General features: G+C 45.9%; 14 protein-coding genes and 1 tRNA gene. 12 read left to right on the top strand and 3 right to left on the bottom strand.

Annotation, left to right across the window (positions count from 1 at the left end; translation table 11 throughout):
* Window positions 1-25 precede the first annotated feature (25 nt).
* Together DWU89_RS10470 and DWU89_RS10475 are read right to left on the bottom strand one after the other, a co-directional pair.
* Window positions 26-1,909: an ABC-F family ATP-binding cassette domain-containing protein gene (locus DWU89_RS10470; protein ID WP_115499594.1), complete on the bottom strand. Its 1,884-nt coding sequence runs from the start codon at window positions 1,907-1,909 to the stop codon at window positions 26-28.
* Between the two features lie 812 nt (window positions 1,910-2,721).
* Window positions 2,722-4,545 carry a fibronectin type III domain-containing protein gene (locus tag DWU89_RS10475; protein WP_115499595.1) on the bottom strand — a complete coding sequence of 608 codons (1,824 nt, stop codon included), beginning with the start codon at window positions 4,543-4,545 and terminating at the stop codon, window positions 2,722-2,724.
* Between the two features lie 192 nt (window positions 4,546-4,737).
* On the opposite strand from DWU89_RS10475, the gene nhaD reads away from it, so the two are divergent.
* The 4 genes from nhaD to DWU89_RS10495 all read left to right on the top strand — a co-directional run bounded on the left by nhaD (window position 4,738) and on the right by DWU89_RS10495 (window position 8,114).
* A complete protein-coding gene (gene nhaD / locus DWU89_RS10480) occupies window positions 4,738-6,168 on the top strand; it encodes a sodium:proton antiporter NhaD (RefSeq protein WP_115499627.1) in 1,431 nt (476 codons plus the stop codon).
* Window positions 6,165-6,827 carry an MgtC/SapB family protein gene (locus DWU89_RS10485; RefSeq protein WP_115499596.1) on the top strand — a complete coding sequence of 221 codons (663 nt, stop codon included), beginning with the start codon at window positions 6,165-6,167 and terminating at the stop codon, window positions 6,825-6,827. Before nhaD ends, DWU89_RS10485 begins: the two co-directional genes overlap by 4 nt.
* Before the next feature lie 67 nt (window positions 6,828-6,894).
* The gene (locus DWU89_RS10490) at window positions 6,895-7,530 is read left to right on the top strand and encodes a hypothetical protein (RefSeq protein WP_115499597.1); all 636 of its coding nucleotides are present in this window, start codon (window positions 6,895-6,897) and stop codon (window positions 7,528-7,530) included.
* Window positions 7,530-8,114 carry a uracil-DNA glycosylase family protein gene (locus DWU89_RS10495; RefSeq protein WP_115499598.1) on the top strand — a complete coding sequence of 195 codons (585 nt, stop codon included), beginning with the start codon at window positions 7,530-7,532 and terminating at the stop codon, window positions 8,112-8,114. Before DWU89_RS10490 ends, DWU89_RS10495 begins: the two co-directional genes overlap by 1 nt.
* 80 nt (window positions 8,115-8,194) lie before the next feature.
* On the opposite strand, the gene DWU89_RS10500 is transcribed toward DWU89_RS10495, so the two are convergent.
* The gene (locus DWU89_RS10500) at window positions 8,195-9,697 is read right to left on the bottom strand and encodes a glutamine synthetase family protein (RefSeq protein ID WP_115499599.1); all 1,503 of its coding nucleotides are present in this window, start codon (window positions 9,695-9,697) and stop codon (window positions 8,195-8,197) included.
* Between the two features lie 123 nt (window positions 9,698-9,820).
* Between DWU89_RS10500 and DWU89_RS10505 the strand changes: the two genes are divergently transcribed.
* The 8 genes from DWU89_RS10505 to DWU89_RS10540 all read left to right on the top strand — a co-directional run bounded on the left by DWU89_RS10505 (window position 9,821) and on the right by DWU89_RS10540 (window position 19,843).
* A tRNA-Trp gene (locus DWU89_RS10505) sits at window positions 9,821-9,893 on the top strand.
* A gap of 155 nt (window positions 9,894-10,048) precedes the next feature.
* Window positions 10,049-11,215 (top strand): Gfo/Idh/MocA family protein, encoded by a 1,167-nt coding sequence (locus DWU89_RS10510; RefSeq protein ID WP_115499600.1) that lies wholly within the window; start codon window positions 10,049-10,051, stop codon window positions 11,213-11,215.
* Window positions 11,216-11,246: 31 nt separating this feature from the next.
* Window positions 11,247-14,345: a glycoside hydrolase family 2 TIM barrel-domain containing protein gene (locus DWU89_RS10515; RefSeq protein ID WP_115499601.1), complete on the top strand. Its 3,099-nt coding sequence runs from the start codon at window positions 11,247-11,249 to the stop codon at window positions 14,343-14,345.
* 232 nt (window positions 14,346-14,577) lie between these two features.
* A complete protein-coding gene (locus tag DWU89_RS10520) occupies window positions 14,578-16,164 on the top strand; it encodes an SUMF1/EgtB/PvdO family nonheme iron enzyme (protein WP_115499602.1) in 1,587 nt (528 codons plus the stop codon).
* Window positions 16,165-16,199: 35 nt separating this feature from the next.
* Complete coding sequence (locus DWU89_RS10525) at window positions 16,200-17,594, top strand: Gfo/Idh/MocA family oxidoreductase (RefSeq protein WP_115499603.1); 1,395 nt, start codon at window positions 16,200-16,202, stop codon at window positions 17,592-17,594.
* Window positions 17,595-17,597: 3 nt separating this feature from the next.
* Window positions 17,598-18,539 carry a sugar phosphate isomerase/epimerase family protein gene (locus DWU89_RS10530; protein WP_115499604.1) on the top strand — a complete coding sequence of 314 codons (942 nt, stop codon included), beginning with the start codon at window positions 17,598-17,600 and terminating at the stop codon, window positions 18,537-18,539.
* A gap of 22 nt (window positions 18,540-18,561) precedes the next feature.
* Window positions 18,562-19,251, top strand: a complete 690-nt coding sequence (locus DWU89_RS10535) for a helix-turn-helix transcriptional regulator (RefSeq protein ID WP_187574930.1) — start codon at window positions 18,562-18,564, stop codon at window positions 19,249-19,251.
* A gap of 13 nt (window positions 19,252-19,264) precedes the next feature.
* Window positions 19,265-19,843, top strand: a complete 579-nt coding sequence (locus DWU89_RS10540; protein ID WP_115499606.1) for a response regulator transcription factor — start codon at window positions 19,265-19,267, stop codon at window positions 19,841-19,843.
* Window positions 19,844-19,860 lie beyond the last annotated feature (17 nt).

Consider the following 19,860-nt stretch of genomic DNA (forward strand, 5'->3'; position numbering starts at 1 on the left):
GCATATTGACTCATTGGCACATTATTCACGCCAACTCGCTCAATTCGAGCCAGCGCATTGTCTTTTCGTCTATTTCATCTATTACTTTTGCAATCCGTTCGGACTTTGCCAGCAACTCGTCGTTGCTGAGCGTGCCGCTGCTCATCGCCACTTCCAGCTCGGCTTTTTCGGCTTCGAGCTGCGGTATTTCGGCTTCAAGCGCTTCAAACTCTTTGCGTTCCTTGAAAGTGAGTTTCTTCTTCTGTTCTTTTTCGGGACGGGACGTTTTATCGGCTACCGGAGCCTGTTTCGGCTGGCGGGCGGCTTCGGCTTCTTTTTCCAGTTGGTCCTGCACCTCTTTCCAGTCACGATATTGCGAATAGTTTCCGGGAAAATCCTTGATGTCCGCATTGCCCCGGAACACCAGCAGATGATCGACTACCTTATCCATGAAATAACGGTCGTGGGAGACGACAATCGCGCATCCTTTGAAACTCCGCAGATATTCCTCCAACACGTTCAGCGTCACGATATCCAAGTCGTTCGTCGGCTCGTCCAGCACAAGGAAATTCGGGTTGCGCATCAGGACCGTACACAGGTACAAACGCCGCTTCTCCCCTCCGCTCAGCTTATAGACATAGCTATGTTGTTTCTCCGGAGCAAACAGGAAATAGTTCAGGAATTGAGAAACGCCCATCTTCTTCCCGTCGCCCAGATCTACATATTCGGCAATATTCTGGACCACATCGATCACCTTCATCTGCTCGTCGAACTGAAGGCCGTCTTGGCTGTAATAGCCGAAACGAACCGTTTCACCCACATCGAACCGTCCGCTGTCCGGCTCCACCTCTCCCATCAACATCTTGATAAAGGTCGACTTCCCGGTCCCGTTGTTCCCGACAATCCCCATCTTTTCGTAACGGGCAAATATGTAGTTGAAATCTTCTACGATCTTCAGGTCGCCGAAACGCTTGCAGACATGTTCCGCCTCGAAAATCTTGGAACCGATATACGACGCCTTCACATCCAGGTTCACGTTGCCTGCGTCATGCTGCTGCTTCGCTTTCTTTTCCAGTTCGTAGAAAGCGTCGATCCGGTATTTGGCTTTGGTCCCGCGAGCCTGCGGCTGACGGCGCATCCAGTCCAGTTCCTTGCGAAGCAGGTTGCTTGCCCGGTCGACTTCCGTATTCAAAGCCTCTATGCGTTCCTGACGTTTTTCCAGGTAATAGCTGTAATTTCCTTTATACTGGTAAATCTGCTGCCGGTCTATTTCGATGATCTCGCTACAGACACGGTCCAGGAAATAACGGTCGTGCGTCACCATCAATATGCTAATGTTCGCACGAGACAGGTATCCTTCGAGCCATTCGGTCATCTCCAGATCCAGGTGGTTGGTCGGTTCGTCGAGGATAATCAGTTCCGGATCGGTAATCAGGACGTTTGCCAACGCCACGCGCTTCAGCTGTCCGCCGGAAAGCGTTTCCACCTTCTGATCGAAATTCTGTATCTTCAACTGCCCTAAAATCTGTTTCGCCCGCTGTTCGTAGTCCCATGCCTTCAGGTTATCCATCCGGAGCAATATGTCTTCGAGATTGGAATGATCGCCGCTTGCCATCGCCTGTTCGTATTCGGCAATCAGGCGCACCGTCTCGTTCGGCGAATAGAAACAAGCCTGCAAGACAGTCAAGCCGTCCGGATAATGCGGCGTCTGCTCGAGATATCCGACGCGCAGGTCGTTACGGAACACAACCGCCCCGCTGTCATAATCTTCCTTACCGGCTATGATATTCAGCAAAGTCGTTTTACCTGTACCGTTCTTGGCTATCAGCCCGACTTTCTGTCCTTGCGCAATTCCAAAAGTAATATCCTCAAAAAGAACCAGGTCGCCGAAGCTCTTGGTCAGCTTATCTATCTGTAAGTAGCTTATCATATATTCATATCTGCTTAAAATGCAGGACAAAGATACAAAAGATTAAGCAGAACCAACTTTTTGACGTTCGAAAAGCGGATTAACATTTACAGGTTCGAAAACCGCATGTCTTAAACACGAAATTTACAATAACCCCCTTTTTAGCTGTTTTTCTATTTCGTCCGAAATTTTGATCGATTTTGGATTGACTCTTTTCACGGTTTAAGCTTCCCTTTCTGACAATAGGAAAAACGAGGTGCGCACCCCATTTCGAAAAGCGTGCAATTTGATTGCCGAAAGACGGAAACACCGACAAAGTGATAAACCTTAACTCCCGGAGAATCGAATATTTGAAAACAAAACGGACGGCGTTCCAAATATCCCAAGGAAATTCAGGGGCTTTTTTGCCATGAAAACGGTCCTCTTTTCAATTACGACCGTTCTAATCGCCATTACGACCGTCCTAATCTTTGCGAGGTGCCGAGTGCACTACACATTAGCACGGTCGTAATGGCGATTAGGACGGTCATAATTGCGAAAAACGCTCAAAAAAGGCGAAAAAGTCCCTTTTTGAGGTCAAAAAAGTGGATTAACATTTGTTTGGTTTCGAATGTCTTTTGAGGCTGAAAAATGCGTTTTATACAATAAGGGGATGTGTCAAAAGTCCTATTTATAGCGTCTGTGTCTTGGCGGTCCCGGATCAAGTCCGGGATAACTGCACCTGCCATCTCATCCTAATTACTGTAAATCAGTTTAGTATAAGGTTGCGGGTCAAGCCCGCAATGACACGCTAAAGCGTTAGAACTTACTTTTGACACACCCCCTTATCCTGGTTATTTTTTCATTACCTTGGAGAAGAACAAGTCATTCTCAGCAGTGATTTTTACCACATACATACCGGTCGCCAGCGAACTTACATTCACTTCGTTGCTATTTCTGGCTACTTTAACCAAATCTCCGTTCATCGAGAAGATTTCCACTTTGTCGGCAATCACTCCGTCGATACGGATTACATCGGATGCAGGATTCGGCGCAACCGTTACCTGAGCCGATTTGAGAACGCTTGTATTGGCTGTCGCATCGTCTTTGACCACCGTGAAAGAGTCGAACAAAGAAGGTTCGCCCAGATCGTTGACCGTATAGGTTTCAATCTCGATTTTATCCGTACTCATATTGACACGGCTGAAAGTAGGTTCGCCCGTCTGGCCGAATTTGCCGGAGAAAAGCCCCCAGTAATTAGCTACCTCATGTTTGTCCAAAGATGCAATCATGGCAGCTTCGTTACGCGGTTCGTATTTTTTCTTACCGGCGGAATTGTTCAAGAAATAAAGCGTCCCGTCTTTTACATTAAACACGCCGCCCTTCTTTCCGGTCATATTCTCGCGAGCACCCGGCTGGCCGACAACTTCTACGTTCTGGACAGCATCGGCGACCAACGTCTTGGCAGTGTTGCTGACCGGGCCGATCACCTCATAGATATGGTCGTGTCCCTGAAGCGCCAGATCAATCTTCAACTCATCGAATATCGGAAGCATGGCGGCACGGACAGCCTTACCGTCGGCATCGTCCTGGTGGGAGTTGCTACCGGTAAACATATTCTTATGATAAGTAGCGATACGCCATTTCACATCCTTATGAGCATCTACCTGCTTGCGCATCCAAGCCTTCAACTCATCAAAATATCCTTCGGCGCTATAATCTTCGTAGTTGATTACCATGAAGAGCGCATCTCCGTAAACAAAGGAGTAGATAGTTCCATCCATAGCAGTCTTGGCCGAAGAATTTTCATTGAATGAATTATCCGTATTGAAATGTTTGGCAAAATTGCTGTCACGCACGCTCCGGTCATGATTTCCCTGTGCCGGAACCAACGGTTTTTGCATCCATACATCCTGCATGGTTGAGAACCACTGTTCCCACTCCCATTCGGATGAGAAGTTTTTGTCTACATCAGCAGTTTTTGTCGCACCGGTCGTTTCAACAAAGTCACCGTTGCAAAGTACGAACTGCGCATCCGGGACAAGACGTTGAGCTGCGTGAATCGTCTTCTGCGACACATCGAACATTTCATCATACTGGGCTTGTGTATCCGTTATATAAATAAAGGAATAGGCACTCTTATCGTTCTTAGCGGTTGTAAAACTACCAATTTCACTCCAAGCTCCGGGCATACCGACGCGGAATGAATAAGTTGTACCCGGAGAAAGCTTATCGACCAGTGCTTTATGACTGGTGTAAGCCATATCCGTTTTCGACTCGATACCGGCATCCACCTTATTGGCATCTACCAGATAATTCACAGAAACATGCTCGATTGTTGCATCCTGAGTAATAATAGAACCTTCGAAATCCTTTTCTGTTGCATTTGCTTTCTTTACGATCTGAACCATCCCCTTTTCCGAAGTCGGATTCGTAAACCAGGCAAAACCAAGCTGTGAAGAAGGATCGCCGTTTATTGTCATATTAATACTGTAAGGCAGTTTGCCATCGGCGGCCTTCGATGCGCGCAACAACTTCGTCCAGGTAGGAACGGAAAAGTCCGCCTTATTCAATGTAAGAGTTGTTTCCTGTGCGGAAAGCGGCTGTACGCCAGCCGTTAAAGAAACAAGTGCAGCAGCAACCAGAGACTGCACATTAAGAAGTAAACTTTTTTTCATACACAATTGTATTTAGTGGATAAATGTATTTCCGCTGCAAAAGTCCTCCAACTGCATTTCAACATAATGACTAAGGTGTTACAGGAAATGAAAATCCAGTTACATTTATATTTAGAAAAAGCGTCTCCACAACAGTGTTAGTTCCATATAAATTGATAATTTTGCGGATATAAAGCAATTAATACAAATATGATGTTGACAGCAATGATCATCGTGTTCCTGGTCGGATATTTACTTATCGCATTGGAACATCCTCTAAAAATCAACAAGGCGGGTACAGCGCTCCTGACAGGGACGATTCTTTGGGTCTTATACACCTTTGGATCACCACAATTTATCCCGACGGCTTCCGCCGAAGAATTCAGTCTTTTCCTGGACGCTTTTCCTTTCATGAAGGATTTGCCATACGCCGATCAATGTATCCGTTTTGTCATCGACCACCAGATATTAGATAGCATCGGTGAGATTGCCGAGACACTGATTTTCCTGATCGGGGCCATGATCACAGTCGAGCTGGTCGATTCGCACGGGGGCTTTATGTTCATCACCAACCGTATCACGACCAATAGCAAACGCAAACTGTTATTCGTTATCGCTACTATAACATTCTTCATGTCAGCAGTCCTGGACAACCTGACTACTTCTATCGTAATGGTCATGCTGATCCGGAAACTGATCGGCAACTACAAGGAACGCTGGATTTTCGGCAGTATCATCGTGATTGCAGCCAATAGCGGCGGAGCCTGGTCGCCTATCGGTGATGTGACGACCATCATGTTGTGGGTCAGAGGAAACATCTCGACTTCGGCTACCATCCCGCATTTGTTTTTGCCAAGCCTCGTGTCGGCACTGGTTCCGGTGTTGCTCATCTCCCGCTATCTGCACGGGAAGGTGACGCCGCCTAACGCTTTCGAGGAAAACAGGGATAACCTGCTCTTAAAGGTATTAAAGGCAAATGAAAAGTTGGCGATTCTTTGCATCGGCGTGTTCTGCCTGCTGTTCGTGCCGATATTCAAGACAATCACGCATCTGCCCCCGTTTATGGGGATTCTGATGGGAGTCGGGATTTTGTGGGTATTTACCGAACTGATGTATCGACGGACGCCGATCAACGAAGACCTGAAACTGCGCCTGTCGAAAGTAGTCAGCCGCATCGACGGGGCGACTCTGATGTTTTTCCTCGGCATCCTGCTGGCTGTAGACGCGCTGCGTTGCAGTGGCGTTTTAGGTAGTTTCTCACTTTGGCTGGACGACACGATCGGAAATGTGTATGCGGTCAACCTGATTATCGGAACCCTTTCAGCCGTTGTCGACAATGTTCCGCTTGTCGCCGGAGCTATCGGCATGTACCCGATCGCTTCGGATGCGATGATTGCGACAGCCGCCGATCCGGTTTATATGACTCATTTCGTGCAGGACGGCGTGTTCTGGCAGTTCCTTGCCTACTGTGCCGGAGTCGGAGGCAGCATGTTGATTATCGGGTCTGCTGCCGGAGTCGTCGTAATGGGCTTGGAAGGGATTAACTTCCTTTGGTACCTGAAACGGGTCTCCCTGCTCGCAATGGCCGGCTATTTGTCGGGCGCCGCGGTTTACATACTGCAGAATATAATATTTTTATCATGATATGGGATTTTATTTTAAGACTATTCGTGGCTGGCATCCTGGGAGCCGTGATCGGGCTCGACAGGGAATACAGGGCTAAAGAGGCGGGGTACCGCACTCACTTCCTCGTTTCTTTAGGAAGTGCACTGATTATGATTGTTTCGCAATACGGCTTCCAGCAAATCATCCTGGAAGACAGCGTATCACTCGACCCGAGCCGTGTTGCGGCACAGGTTGTCAGCGGTATCGGTTTTATCGGGGCCGGCACCATCATCATACAGAAACAGTTCGTGCGAGGTCTGACCACAGCCGCCGGGATTTGGGCTACGGCCGGTATCGGGTTGGCTTGCGGTGCCGGTATGTACGGCATCAGTATTGCCGCAACCATTCTCACGCTGGTCGGGTTAGAGCTGCTAAGCGTTATCTTTAAAAGTGTGGGAATGAAAAGTTCGCTGATTGTTTTTTCCACGACAGAGAAAGATATTATTAAAAAGATCATACCCGTCATATCCGAACGGGGATATCTGCTCGCCTCTTACGAGCTAAAGGAGTTAAGCCATACGGCCACAAACACTTACCTCGTGTCATTAGTTGTGAAAGCAAAGAAATATTCGGATGACAGCCCGCTCCTCTGGTTCACGGAGACATTCCCGGAAATAACGATTGAACGAATTGAGTAGGAAGAATGCCTGTCGGCGGGACAAGTTTTAGTATATTTGCCCCCAAATTATCATAACGAACATACAAATGAATATCATTTCCAAACTATTCAAGAAGAAAGAAGAAGAAGAAACAGTCGTATCGAAAGGCTCCGTCGAGGAGTTTGTTACGCTGATCCGCGTGTATTATCAGGCAGTAATGGCCGTACAGTTAGGGATCACGAACCTCAACATATTGAACGATATGGCGCTGTTTAAACGGATGCTCAAAATCCCGACACAGAACAATAAGTTAGGGATCGCCGAGAAATCGCGTGCCCGCAAAATACTGATGCAGGAATACGGCCTGAACGAAAACTTCTTCAAAGAAATCGACGCCTCCATCAAAAAGAACTGCCGGACGCAGAACGACATTAAATCTTATTTCATCATGTACCAGGGATTCAACAACGACCTGTTCTCCCTGCTGGACACTCTGATGCAATGGAAGTTCCGTTTCTCCATGCTGGTAAAGAAACTTTTATATGCCCAGACACAGAAGACCATCCACGAGATCGTAACCCGCTCGGAATGGAAAGAAGTCAGCACACAGAAAGTAGCCTGGAGAATACGGAAATACAAAGAGTCACTCGGCTACTCGGAAGAATGGATGACCGATTTTGTCTACAATGTCGTGTTGATGGCAAAGGAAGATGCCAAGAGACAAAGGAAAGAAGATAAATAATGGAGAAGAAAGAGGTCGAACAACATCCTTTAGGATTCTTCCTGCCGGAGAATACGAAGTTACTGATGTTAGGAAGCTTCCCGCCTCCGCTCGCGCGCTGGTCTATGAACTTCTACTACCCGAATATCCAAAACGACATGTGGCGGATACTTGGCCTGATTTTCTATCATAACAAGGAATACTTTCTGGAAACAAAGAAGGCTTTCAGCGAAGAAAAAGCGAAAGCTTTCTGCCGGGAAAAAGGAATCGGGATCGGCGATACGGCAATGGAGGTAATCCGTCTGAAAGGCAATGCATCCGACAACTTCCTGCAGGTTGTCACTCCATTGAACCCGGCCGAAGTTCTGGCCAAGATTCCCGCATGTGAAGCCATTGTCGTAACAGGACAAAAAGCGATGGATACATTAATTGCCATGCTGCCTCCGGTAGAAGAACCCAAAGTCGGCTCCTATTCCCGTTTCACCTTGTTGGGCCGTGTCTTCCGCCTTTACCGCATGCCTTCTTCCTCCCGGGCTTATCCAAAACCATTGGAAGAAAAGGCCGCTGCCTATAAAGTAATGTTTGAAGAACTGGATATCAGTTGAAAATTGAAAGTGGAAAGTGGAAAGTTAAAATATCGCTTGCCGCAACTTTCAACTTTCAACTCTCCACTTTCAACTATATCTTACCCACAATGGAAATACCGGTTCACCAGTTCCAGCATTCCTTCGGTGTGGCCTTCCAAGTCTTTGCGCAACATCGTATCGCAATAACTTTCCAGTTTCTTTATGATACCGTCGATCATACTCGGACTGAACACATTATATTGTTCGAATATCGCTCTCTGCTGTTGCAAACGTTTAGCTGAAGCGACACAGCTGTCCGGTAACTGATCTAAAGATTCCAACCGCGCTTTGTTTTCAGCCTGATGGATATTCACATTCACATACGTTTTTTCCGCAACATCCAACGCATCCGGGATTTCGAATCCATACCGGCAAGCGACTGCCAATCCTGCCAATAATTGATAAAGATCAGCCGATCCGTCCGGCGAACGCATCTCGACTGTCTGCTTTTGCGTCGTATCGTAATGGCTGTCCGCCTCAAGCGGATTCGCCAGCGAACACATATCTTTCTTGGCTACCCATCCCAACGGAACACGTACCAAAACGGAACGGTTACGATCGCCCCAACAAATATTAGTCGGAGCCTCCTGATGGGGAACCAGACGGAAATAAGAAGTCGGATTGGTATTGCCGAATGCCGTAATAGACGGTGCCAGCTTCATCATTCCGGCAATTGCCCGGCGGGCTGTTTCCGACAAAACACCATCCTGCAACATTTGGTTCTTGCCGTCTTTCATGACGCGCATATGTATATGCAAACCAGAACCGGCCTTCCCAGCCGTAATCTTCGGGGCAAAAGTAATATCAAGACCATATTCGTATGCCAGATTCCGGATCACCCATTTGGCAATCATCAACTGGTCGGCTGCGTCTTCCACTCTCGTCGGCAGGAACTCGATCTCATTCTGTTCATAGATCTTCCCGTTCAGGGTAAAATTACCCACTTCCGAATGTCCGTATTTGATCTGTCCGCCTGCCTGTGCGATATATTGCATACACTGCGTACGGAACTGATTAAATTTGGCATACGGCCCTGATTCATGATAACCACGCTGATCTGTTGCCGGGAACAGCTCTTCCTCTTCTGCGATTACATAATATTCCAACTCGCCCATCGCCTCGAACTCCATGCCGGTCACATCCGTAAAAGCCTTGCTTGCCTTGCGCAATGTGTATTCAGGTGAACTTTCCAGCGGCTCCCCATCTTTATTAAAGAACGAACACAGCATACTCAACGTCGGTAATTCGGAGAAAGGATCGACAAACGCCGTCCGGAAACGCGGGATCACATACAAATCGCTACTTCCCGCCTCGATAAACGAGAACAGGCTGGAACCGTCCACACGCTCACCGCAAGTCAAAATTGCATCCAGATAAGCCGCATTGTTAATTACAAAATTCAGCGTTTTCAACCGTCCGTCACCGGCAGGATACATAAAGTTCACCATCCGGATGCCTTTATCCTTTATATAAGATACAATATCCGCCTTTGTAAATTCGGAAGATGGCTTCTGAAGATGCTCAACCAAAGGGTTGGCGTTCATTTCTAATTCGTTTTTCATGTTTTTGTTGATTGATTTATGGAACACACAAAGATATTCAAAACATTCTCAAAGTACAAAGTGAAGAATTTATATTAAGGGCTTGGTTATTCAAAATAATATCTTACCTTTGCACCCGCAAACACGGAAGTAGCTCAGTCGGTAGAGCACTGGTCTCCAAAACCAGGTGTCGGGAGTTCGAGCCTCTCCTTCCGTGCATTCCTCCAGAAAATCATTTCGATTTCAGCAAATCAGCAATCTGTTCCCCACGATTTATAAACAAATTAATACTGTAACATTATTGTACATCTTACAAGATTTTGTAACTTTGGGCAGTATCTCAATTCATTAAATTGCTAATTTAATAATATCATGAAGAACAGAAAATTAAGAATGGGTATGGTTGGCGGAGGAAGCGACGCTTTTATCGGGGCAATCCACCGCCGGGCAGCCTTTATGGACAACCAAATTGAATTAGTTTGCGGATGTTTCAGCGTAGACCCTGAGATATCCAAAAGTTCCGGTTTATCCTATTTCTTGCCGGAAGACCGGATTTACAGCACTTATCAGGAAATGTTCGAACATGAAATGACCTTGCCGGAAGACGAGCGGATGGACTTTGTTACCATCGTGACTCCCAACCGTTGGCATTTCGAACCAGCTATGATGGCACTTGAAAGAGGATTTCATGTGGTAGTGGATAAACCGATGACATTTTCACTGGAAGAAGCTAAACTCCTGCAGAAAAAAGTTGAAGAGACGGGACTTGTCCTCGCTTTGACACATGTATATTCAGCCTATCCGGCCGTAAAAGAAGCGAAAGCACGTATTGCGAATGGCGAACTCGGCAAATTGCGCCGTGTATATGTCGAATACACACAAGGATGGCTGGCTGAGCGCATCGAGCTGCAAGGCGGCAATAATGCCGGGTGGCGCACAGACCCGAAACGCTCCGGCAAGGCTGGTTGCGTAGGCGATATCGGAACACATGCCTGGCATCTGAGCGAATATATTACCGGACTGAAAGTACAAGAACTGTGTGCAGACCTGAAAGCCTTCGTTCCCGGACGTCCGATCGATGATGACGGCGCCGCATTCCTTCGTTACGAGAACGATGTGACAGGTGTCCTGACGGCAACCCAGATAGGAACAGGCGAGGCCAACAATATCCGCATCCGTGTATATGGCGAAAAAGGCGGGCTCGAATGGCATCAAATGGAGCCGAACACACTGACCTTGAAATGGGGCAACCGTCCGGCAGAAATATTGAATATCGGTAATAACGGCTATCTAAGCGAAAAGGCATTGTGGAATACCCGAACCCCGGCCGGACACCCGGAAGGCTTCATTGAAGCTTTCGCCAATATCTACCGTAATTTCTCACTTACTGTAAGAGCTATCAAAAACGGCGAAACCCCAAGCGGAGATTGCCTGGACTTCCCGACTGTCCATGATGGCGTAAGAGGCATGCAATTCATTGAAACAATGGTTGAAGCCGGATATAACGATAATGTAAAATGGCAAAAATGGATTGATTAAATCCTGAAAAACCGTAAATAAATAACATCTTATGAAACTAAACGTACTTGCTGCTTGCTGCCTGTCCCTGATCGGGACAGCAGCTTTCGCTCAAAAAAATGAGTGGAGAGACCCTAACGTAAACGAAATCAACAGGGCTCCCATGCACACAAATTATTTCGCATACGAAAACGAAAACAGTGCATTAAAAGGATGTAAAGAATCCTCTGAAAATTTCATGACTTTGAATGGAAACTGGAAATTTTTCTGGGTTAAGAACGCTGATATGCGCCCGACAGATTTCTATCAGGTAAATTACAACGACAAAGGCTGGGCCGATATGAAAGTTCCCGGCTTATGGGAATTGAACGGATTCGGTGACCCGATCTATGTAAACGTAGGTTATGCATGGAGAAGCCAGTTCGAGAACAACCCTCCCGAAGTTCCGACCGAAAACAACCATGTGGGATCATACCGGAAGGAAATAATCGTTCCGGCAGATTGGAAGGGAAAAGAAATCTTCGCCCATTTCGGTTCTGTCACATCCAATATGTACCTGTGGGTAAACGGACAGTTTGTAGGCTATAGCGAAGACAGCAAACTGGAAGCGGAATTTAACCTGACTAAATATCTGAAACCGGGGAAAAACGTGATCGCGTTCCAGGTATTCCGCTGGTGTGACGGCACTTATCTGGAAGACCAGGATTTCCTACGTTTCTCGGGTGTCGGACGTGACTGTTACCTGTATGCCCGTAATCCGAAATATATACAGGATATCCGCGTAACTCCGGATCTGGATGCACAATACAAAGATGCGACTTTGAATGTATCGCTTAATTTGAAAGGAAGCGGCACAGTGGATCTGAAATTGTTGGATAAGGCAGGAAAAGAAGTTGCCACTTCATCCGTAAAAGGTGCCGGTAAAATTTCAACAGATATCGCAGTCAGCAATCCTGAAAAATGGTCGGCAGAAACTCCGGTCCTCTATACCCTGACAGCAACTCTGAAAGACGGTAACAATACGGAAGTAATTCCGGTCAAAGTCGGTTTCCGTAAAATCGAACTGAAAAATTCACAGATATTGGTGAACGGACAACCGGTATTGTTTAAAGGTGCCGACCGCCACGAAATGGATCCCGACGGTGGATATGTTGTTTCACCGGAGCGTATGATCCAGGATATCAAAGTGATGAAGGAATATAATATCAATGCCGTACGTACCTGCCACTATCCGGACAACAACCTGTGGTATGACCTTTGCGATCAATACGGTATCTATTTAGTTGCCGAAGCCAACATCGAATCGCACGGTATGGGATACGGCGACAAGACACTGGCTAAAAATCCATTATACGCAAAAGCGCATATGGAACGAAATCAACGTAACGTGCAACGCGGATATAACCACCCGTCCATCATTTTCTGGTCGTTAGGTAATGAAGCCGGTATGGGTCCTAACTTCGAGGCTTGTTATACCTGGATTAAAAACGAGGACAAAACGCGTGCCGTACAATATGAACAAGCACGGACAAGCGAATTCACTGATATCTATTGCCCGATGTACCTGAACTACGAGAGAAGTGAAGAATATAGTAAAGGTAGCATTGACAAACCCCTTATCCAATGTGAGTATGCACATGCCATGGGTAACTCGGAAGGCGGATTTAAAGAATATTGGGATCTGGTTCGTAAATACCCGAAATACCAGGGTGGCTTTATCTGGGACTTCGTAGACCAGTCCTTACGCTGGAAAACAAAAGACGGTGTTCCTTTCTATGCTTATGGCGGTGACTGGAATCGTTATGATGCTTCCGACAACAACTTTATGGACAATGGCTTAATCAGTCCGGATCGTAAACCGAATCCGCATATGTACGAAGTAGGCCATATCTATCAGTCCATCTGGGCTACTCCCTCCGATTTGGCTAACGGCGTCATCAATGTTTATAATGAGAACTTCTTCCGCGACCTGAGCGGCTACTATGCAGAATGGGAACTGTTGGCTAATGGAGAAGTCGTTCAAACAGGTATGGTGAAAGATTTGGAAGTTGCTCCGCAGCAGACTAAATCTGTCAAGTTGAATTACAGCACAGAAGGTATCTGCAAATGTAAAGAGATCTTACTGAATGTAGCTTTTAAATTAAAGAAAGCGGAAACATTGCTTCCTGCCGGTTACACGGTTGCCAAGAATCAAATGACAATCCGTCCGTATGAAGCTCCGAAACTGGATCTGCAAAACAAACAAAAAGTAAACATTGCCACAGTCGTTCCGACTATTAAAGAGAATGATTTCAACTATCTGATCATTGAAGGAGAAAACTTCCGGATGGATTTCAACAGACATGACGGATTCCTGTGCAGATATGACGTAAACAGTATGCCTATGCTGAAAGAAGACGGAAAACTGACTCCGAACTTCTGGCGCGCTCCGACGGATAACGATATGGGTGCCAACCTGCAGAATAAATATGCAGCATGGAAAGAACCGGGACTGAAGCTGACCTCTCTGACAAACAAAATCGAAAACGACATGGCAATTGTCAGTGCTGAATACACAATGGATGCTGTCAAAGCGAAATTGTATCTGACCTATACGATCAATAATGAAGGTGCTGTTAAAGTTACACAAAAAATGGTAGCCGACAAGTCCGCAAAAGTATCTGATATGTTCCGTTTCGGTATGCAAATGCAAATGCCGAAATGCCTGGATCAAATCAATTATTACGGAAGAGGTCCTATTGAAAACTATTCCGATCGTAACAATGTAACTGATTTAGGAAACTACAAACAGACCGTAGACGAACAGTTCTATTCATATATCCGCCCGCAGGAAACAGGGACAAAAACAGATATCCGCTGGTGGAAACAAATGAATAAGGGAGGTAACGGGTTGATGTTTATTTCTGAAGCTCCTTTCTCTGCTTCCGCATTACATTATTCGATCGAGTCGTTGGATGACGGCACACAGAAAGAACAAAGACATTCGGAACTTGTACCGCAGATAAACTACACCAATATGTGTATAGACAAGGTACAAATGGGATTGGGTTGTATCAACAGCTGGGGAACCCTGCCGCTGGAACAATATCGTATTCATTATGGGGATTATGAATTCTCATTCATCATGAAACCGATCCAGTCTAATTTATAAGCTTTTACTAAAAAACGCTTGTTTCCGCGACGATATGGGATTCTTAAAAGCCGATATATCAAGCGGGGACAAGCGTTCCTTTATAAAAACTGATAAAAAAGTATAATTCCTGTGCATATTTCGTTAAATAGCCAGTATAGACTTTCGTTTTATACCGGAAAACACTACTTTTATTCCCGATTTTTAAATCTAATTCAAGACTAATTGTAAAATCGCTTACCATAAGAAACAAATGGCTACTAACAAGAATTTGAATCGCTATCCTTCAGGGAAAAAAGGAAGATTTTTCAAAGGAAAGACCTTTATTCTCTTGATCGGATTACTTCTCGGTGCAGGCATTATGGTTGCCGTATATAAGACATCCGTTTACTTTTCATCCGACGAATCGTGTATGATGTGCCACGTACATCCACACGTTGAAGACAGTTGGAAACTTTCCAAACATGTAAACAACGGAAGTGGGGTTAAAACTCATTGCGTAGCTTGCCACCTCCCGCCTCAAAGTGATACATGGAACCATTATACGGCAAAAGCCAAATTAGGATTAAAGGATGTATGGTCCTATATGACAAAAGACAGCGCTGATTTCGATTGGGACACAAAATCGGAATTGGAACACGCGGTTAAATATATCCCGAACGAATCTTGTAAAGAATGTCACCAGAATTTGTTTCCGGAAGGAATCAATCAGGATGGCATTACCGCACACCTCTATTATGATGAAAACGAAAAGAAACTGGATTTACAATGCATCAGTTGCCACCTTGACGCAGGACATTATAATCCGGATTACAAACACGGCAAATTGACAGGCATTCCCGGCGCAAATACGACAGCATCCATAGACACCAGCATGTATTTTAAAACAGCTACACCTGTCACGTCTTTTGCCGATTATACGGAACAAATCCCCGGAACGCCCGTTTCATTCAAGATGGTTGCCATACCGGGTGGTACATTCAAAATGGGTAGCACCGAAAAGGAAGCATTCCACAAGGAAGATGAAGCACCCGTACGGAACGTAACAGTCAGTCCGTTCTTCATTGCCGAAGTCGAGGTTACCTGGGATCAGTACTGGGCATTCTATGGACAGACCATGAGTGAAGGACGTACGCCTCCGGAAACGGTGTATGCCAATAACAGCAACCCGGATGTAGATGCGATTTCCGGTCCGACTCCACCGTTCGGGTTCCCCGACCAGGGATGGGGTGGCGGCGATCGTCCGGCAATCACAATGACCCACTATGCTGCAGAAACGTTCTGCCAGTGGTTATCTAAGAAAACAGGAAAGAAATACCGTCTGCCGACTGAAGCAGAATGGGAATATGCTGCTCGTGGAGATACGGAAACCCCTTACTTCTTCACCGGCAACCCGAAAGATTTTTCAGACCAGGGATTCTGGCGTAAGTTCTTCGATGCAAAAACAGACAGCATCAGTTCATTCGTAATTTATGTAAAGAACAGCAAGAACAGGACACAGGAGCCAAATGAAGTGAAAGCAAATCCGTTCGGCTTGAAAAATATGTTGGGTAACGTAATGGAATATTGTGCTGACAAATATGATCCGCAAGCTTATAGCAAAGGCGGTGAAAACGTAACAAACCCATTGGTCACAGAGGGTGAAGAATGGGTTGTACGTGGAGGTAACTACACTTCCGATGCAGCAGATGTTCGTTCTGCAGCCCGTGATTATACAAAGCATGATGCTTGGTTAAAAACAGACCCGCAACAACCGAAGAGTATTTGGTGGTATTCGGATATCCGTGGTATCGGTTTCCGTGTGGTTTGCGAACCGGACCCTGCGATTGGAGCAAAATAACAGATGATTAATTGATACCTATAATTTACTATATCATGAAGCGAGAAAACAGTATTAGCAGAAGATCTTTTTTGAAAAGTACAGCTATGGCCGGTGCACTGGGTGCTATCGGTACAGGTAGTGCGAGTGTATTAACCTCATGTGCCGGTGGCGGTAGCGAAAGTGCAGCAGCCAACAAACCGCTGAAAGAACCCGGAACATATTATATCCCCGAATTGCCTGACTTGGCAACAGACGGTAAAGAACTGAAAGCCGGTGTTATCGGTTGCGGCGGACGTGGTTCCGGCGCTGCTGAAAACTTCCTGGAAGCAGCAAACGGCGTAACAATCGTTGCTTTGGCTGATACTTTTAAAGAACGTGTAGACGGGTTGGCTGATAAATTGAAAGCAAAAGGATGTGATATTCCTGCCGACAAACGCTTCGTTGGCTTAGATGCTTACAAACAATTGATCGATAGCGGTGTAGACGTAGTTATCGTAGCAACTCCTCCGGTTTTCCGTCCGGTTCATTTCCAATACGCAGTTGAAAAAGGCAAACATTGCTTCCTGGAAAAACCGATTTGTGTAGACCCCGTAGGTTACCGTACAATTATGGCTACGGCTAAACAAGCCCAGGCCAAGAACCTGTGTGTCGTAACAGGTACACAACGTCATCACCAACGCAGCTATGTTGAATCTTATAAGAAAATCATGGAAGGCGCTATCGGTGAAATTACCGGCGGTGTTGTTTACTGGAATCAGAATATGCTTTGGTTCCGCGAACGTCAGAAAGACTGGAACGATTGCGAATATATGATCAAAGACTGGGTTAACTGGAAATGGTTATCCGGTGACCATATCGTAGAACAGCATGTACATAACATTGATGTATTTACATGGTTCAGCGGTTTGAAACCGGTTAAGGCTGTAGGTTTCGGTTCTCGTCAACGCCGTATCACGGGTGACCAGTATGACAACTTCAGCATTGACTTCACGATGGAGAATGGTATCCATATGCACAGTATGTGTCGCCAGATCGACGGTTGCGTAAACAACGTCAGCGAATTTATCCAGGGAACAAAAGGTACTTGGTCAACAGCTAACGGTGAAACAGTAATCAAAGACAATGCCGGCAATGTTGTTTGGAAATATGATTCCGAAGCTGAAAAAGCAAACACAAAACAGCAGAATCCATATGTATTGGAACACGTAAACTGGATCAACTGTATTCGTGGCGGCAAGAAAATCGAACAAGCTTCCGAAACAGCAGTGGCCAACATGGCTGCCATCATGGGACGTGAATCAGCATACAGTGGGATGGAAACAACATGGGAAGCGATGACTGCATCTCCTCTGGACTATACTCCAAAAGACCTGAATCTGGGTAAGATGGACATGAGTGGATTTACAGTTCCGGTACCGGGTAAACCTCGTGACGAAAAGAAAAAATAACATATGGCACTGAACAGAAGAAACTTTTTAAGAACGACTCTGGCAGGTGCGGCTGTTGCAGCCGGTAGTTCAGCTCTTGCTGCCTGTGGTGGCAAAGGGGCTTCTGCTGAAGGTTGTCCGACCGACAAGAAAGCTTGTTGCAATAGCAAAGCCGAGTTGAAAATATCCTTCCAGGAAGGTATTGCGCCGGGTGAAAACCTAAATCAGAAACTGGACCTGATGGAAAAGTTGGGTGTTGTAGGTTTCGAACCGGGCGGACGTGGACTGAAAGACCGGGTGAAGGAAATCAAGGATGCTTTGAACGGACGCAATATCAAAGTGAGTGCGATCTGTGCAGGTTTCGATGGTTTCATCCTATCAAGCGATCCGGAAAAAAGCAAAAAATGCATGGACACCATGAAGGAAATCATTGCTCCCGCAGGAGAGCTTGGTTCCGTCGGTGTAATTATCGTTCCGGCATTCAATTCGCAGTCTCCGGTAATGCCTCATACGCAGGAAACACGCGATTTCTTATGCGAACAGTTCAATGAAATGGGCAACTTCGCTAAGGAGCACGGTACGACAGTAATCTTTGAACCGCTTAACAGAAAAGAAGCATTCTACCTTCGTCAGGTAGCAGATGCCGCTTCTATCTGCCGCGACATCAACAATCCGGGCGTACGCTGCATGGGTGACTTCTGGCATATGACATGGGAAGAGACAAGCGACATGGGCGCATTCCTTTCTGCAGGCGATTACCTGCAACATGTACACATTGCCAGCCGTAAACGCCGCAGCATGCCAGGTGAAGACGGAGATGCAGATAATTATGTAAACGGCTTCAGAGGTTTGAAAATGTTAGGTTATGATAAATATGTAAGTTTCGAATGCGGATGTCAGGGTGACCGGAATGTTTTGGTTCCTGCCGCAGTTGAATTATTACGTAAACAGTGGGAAGAAGCATAATATGCCATTAGTATATCCTAATATGCAAATGAGTGAGGTGGTGGAAGAGCACCCCTCACTCATTCCTGTGATCAACCGGTTTGGAATCCGTCTGGGATTAGGCGACAAATCGGTCAAAGCAATTTGTGAAGAATATCAGCTGGATACCGACTTCCTGTTGACGGTGATCAATACGTTTCTCAATGAAGAATATTTCCCTGAAAAGAAGTTACAAACATTCCATACTTCACAGATCATCGATTACCTGACTAAAACCAATCAATATTACCAACGTTATCAAATCCCGAATATAGAAAGGCATCTCGGTTCATTCATTTCCATGAGTACACCGGGAAATAATACGCTTAACCTGATCGGGAAGTTTTTCTCTTCATTCAAAGAGGAACTGACTTCACGGATAGAGAAGGACGAACAGGTTTGGTTCCCCTATTGTTTATCATTAAGCGAACAGTTGAAAAACTATCAATCATCCGGACAAGTCGAAGCTCTTCACCTGGGTTCCGAACAACGGCTGGAAGATCCGATAGAAGCACTGCTGGCCGATTTGAAAAGCATTATGATCAAGCATTTATCCGGCGATTATAATGAGAACTTATGTTACGCCGTCATATTTGCTGTCAGCAGTTTGGAAAAAGACATCAAACAACACAACCGCATCCGTTACCGGATACTGACTCCTATGGTTTCTGCAATGGAGAAGCTGTGTATTTAACAAATTCGACCGGATGCACCACAACAAGCAAATAGCAATCATACTGTCCGACACACTGCAAAGCACGGGACTGCAAAGTATGCTGATCGACTATTTTCCACCGGTAGAAATCAGCCATTATCCCACATTCGAAGCCTTGTCGACTTCGGGGAACGACACATTTGACTACTATTTCACCAATTCTACCCTGTTTGTACTGAATGCAGACTTCTTTCTGCCCCGACGCAGTAAGACAATGGTATTAATAGACGGAACAGAAGGAGAGGGCGGCTTGTCAACCACAAACCATATCACAATCAAAGCTCCGAAGGAAATCATCATCGAGCAGTTGGAACAACTATTTGCAGGAGACAGCAGCTGCTATCCCGGCGAAAACAATAAAGACCTGTCTATCCGTGAAACAGACGTTCTCCAGTTGATCGTCAAAGGCAGCACAAACAAAGAAATCGCCGACAAACTGAACATCAGCCTTAACACCGTTCTCACCCATCGCAAAAACATCACTACCAAACTCGGTATCAAAACAGTTTCCGGACTCACTTTCTACGCCATCATGAACGGCATTATCTCGGGCGACGAAATCGAACTTTAAAGTTGAAAGCTGAGAAT

It is taken from the genome of Parabacteroides acidifaciens, from assembly GCF_003363715.1.
Lineage (GTDB): Bacteria > Bacteroidota > Bacteroidia > Bacteroidales > Tannerellaceae > Parabacteroides > Parabacteroides acidifaciens.

Coding starts and splice junctions, on each gene's coding strand:
- DWU89_RS10470 (WP_115499594.1), bottom strand. CDS start 1,909: ATGATAAGCTACTTACAGATAGATAAGCTGACCAAGAGCTTCGGCGAC.
- DWU89_RS10475 (WP_115499595.1), bottom strand. CDS start 4,545: ATGAAAAAAAGTTTACTTCTTAATGTGCAGTCTCTGGTTGCTGCTGCA.
- nhaD (WP_115499627.1), top strand. CDS start 4,738: ATGTTGACAGCAATGATCATCGTGTTCCTGGTCGGATATTTACTTATC.
- DWU89_RS10485 (WP_115499596.1), top strand. CDS start 6,165: ATGATATGGGATTTTATTTTAAGACTATTCGTGGCTGGCATCCTGGGA.
- DWU89_RS10490 (WP_115499597.1), top strand. CDS start 6,895: ATGAATATCATTTCCAAACTATTCAAGAAGAAAGAAGAAGAAGAAACA.
- DWU89_RS10495 (WP_115499598.1), top strand. CDS start 7,530: ATGGAGAAGAAAGAGGTCGAACAACATCCTTTAGGATTCTTCCTGCCG.
- DWU89_RS10500 (WP_115499599.1), bottom strand. CDS start 9,697: ATGAAAAACGAATTAGAAATGAACGCCAACCCTTTGGTTGAGCATCTT.
- DWU89_RS10510 (WP_115499600.1), top strand. CDS start 10,049: ATGAAGAACAGAAAATTAAGAATGGGTATGGTTGGCGGAGGAAGCGAC.
- DWU89_RS10515 (WP_115499601.1), top strand. CDS start 11,247: ATGAAACTAAACGTACTTGCTGCTTGCTGCCTGTCCCTGATCGGGACA.
- DWU89_RS10520 (WP_115499602.1), top strand. CDS start 14,578: ATGGCTACTAACAAGAATTTGAATCGCTATCCTTCAGGGAAAAAAGGA.
- DWU89_RS10525 (WP_115499603.1), top strand. CDS start 16,200: ATGAAGCGAGAAAACAGTATTAGCAGAAGATCTTTTTTGAAAAGTACA.
- DWU89_RS10530 (WP_115499604.1), top strand. CDS start 17,598: ATGGCACTGAACAGAAGAAACTTTTTAAGAACGACTCTGGCAGGTGCG.
- DWU89_RS10535 (WP_187574930.1), top strand. CDS start 18,562: ATGCAAATGAGTGAGGTGGTGGAAGAGCACCCCTCACTCATTCCTGTG.
- DWU89_RS10540 (WP_115499606.1), top strand. CDS start 19,265: ATGCACCACAACAAGCAAATAGCAATCATACTGTCCGACACACTGCAA.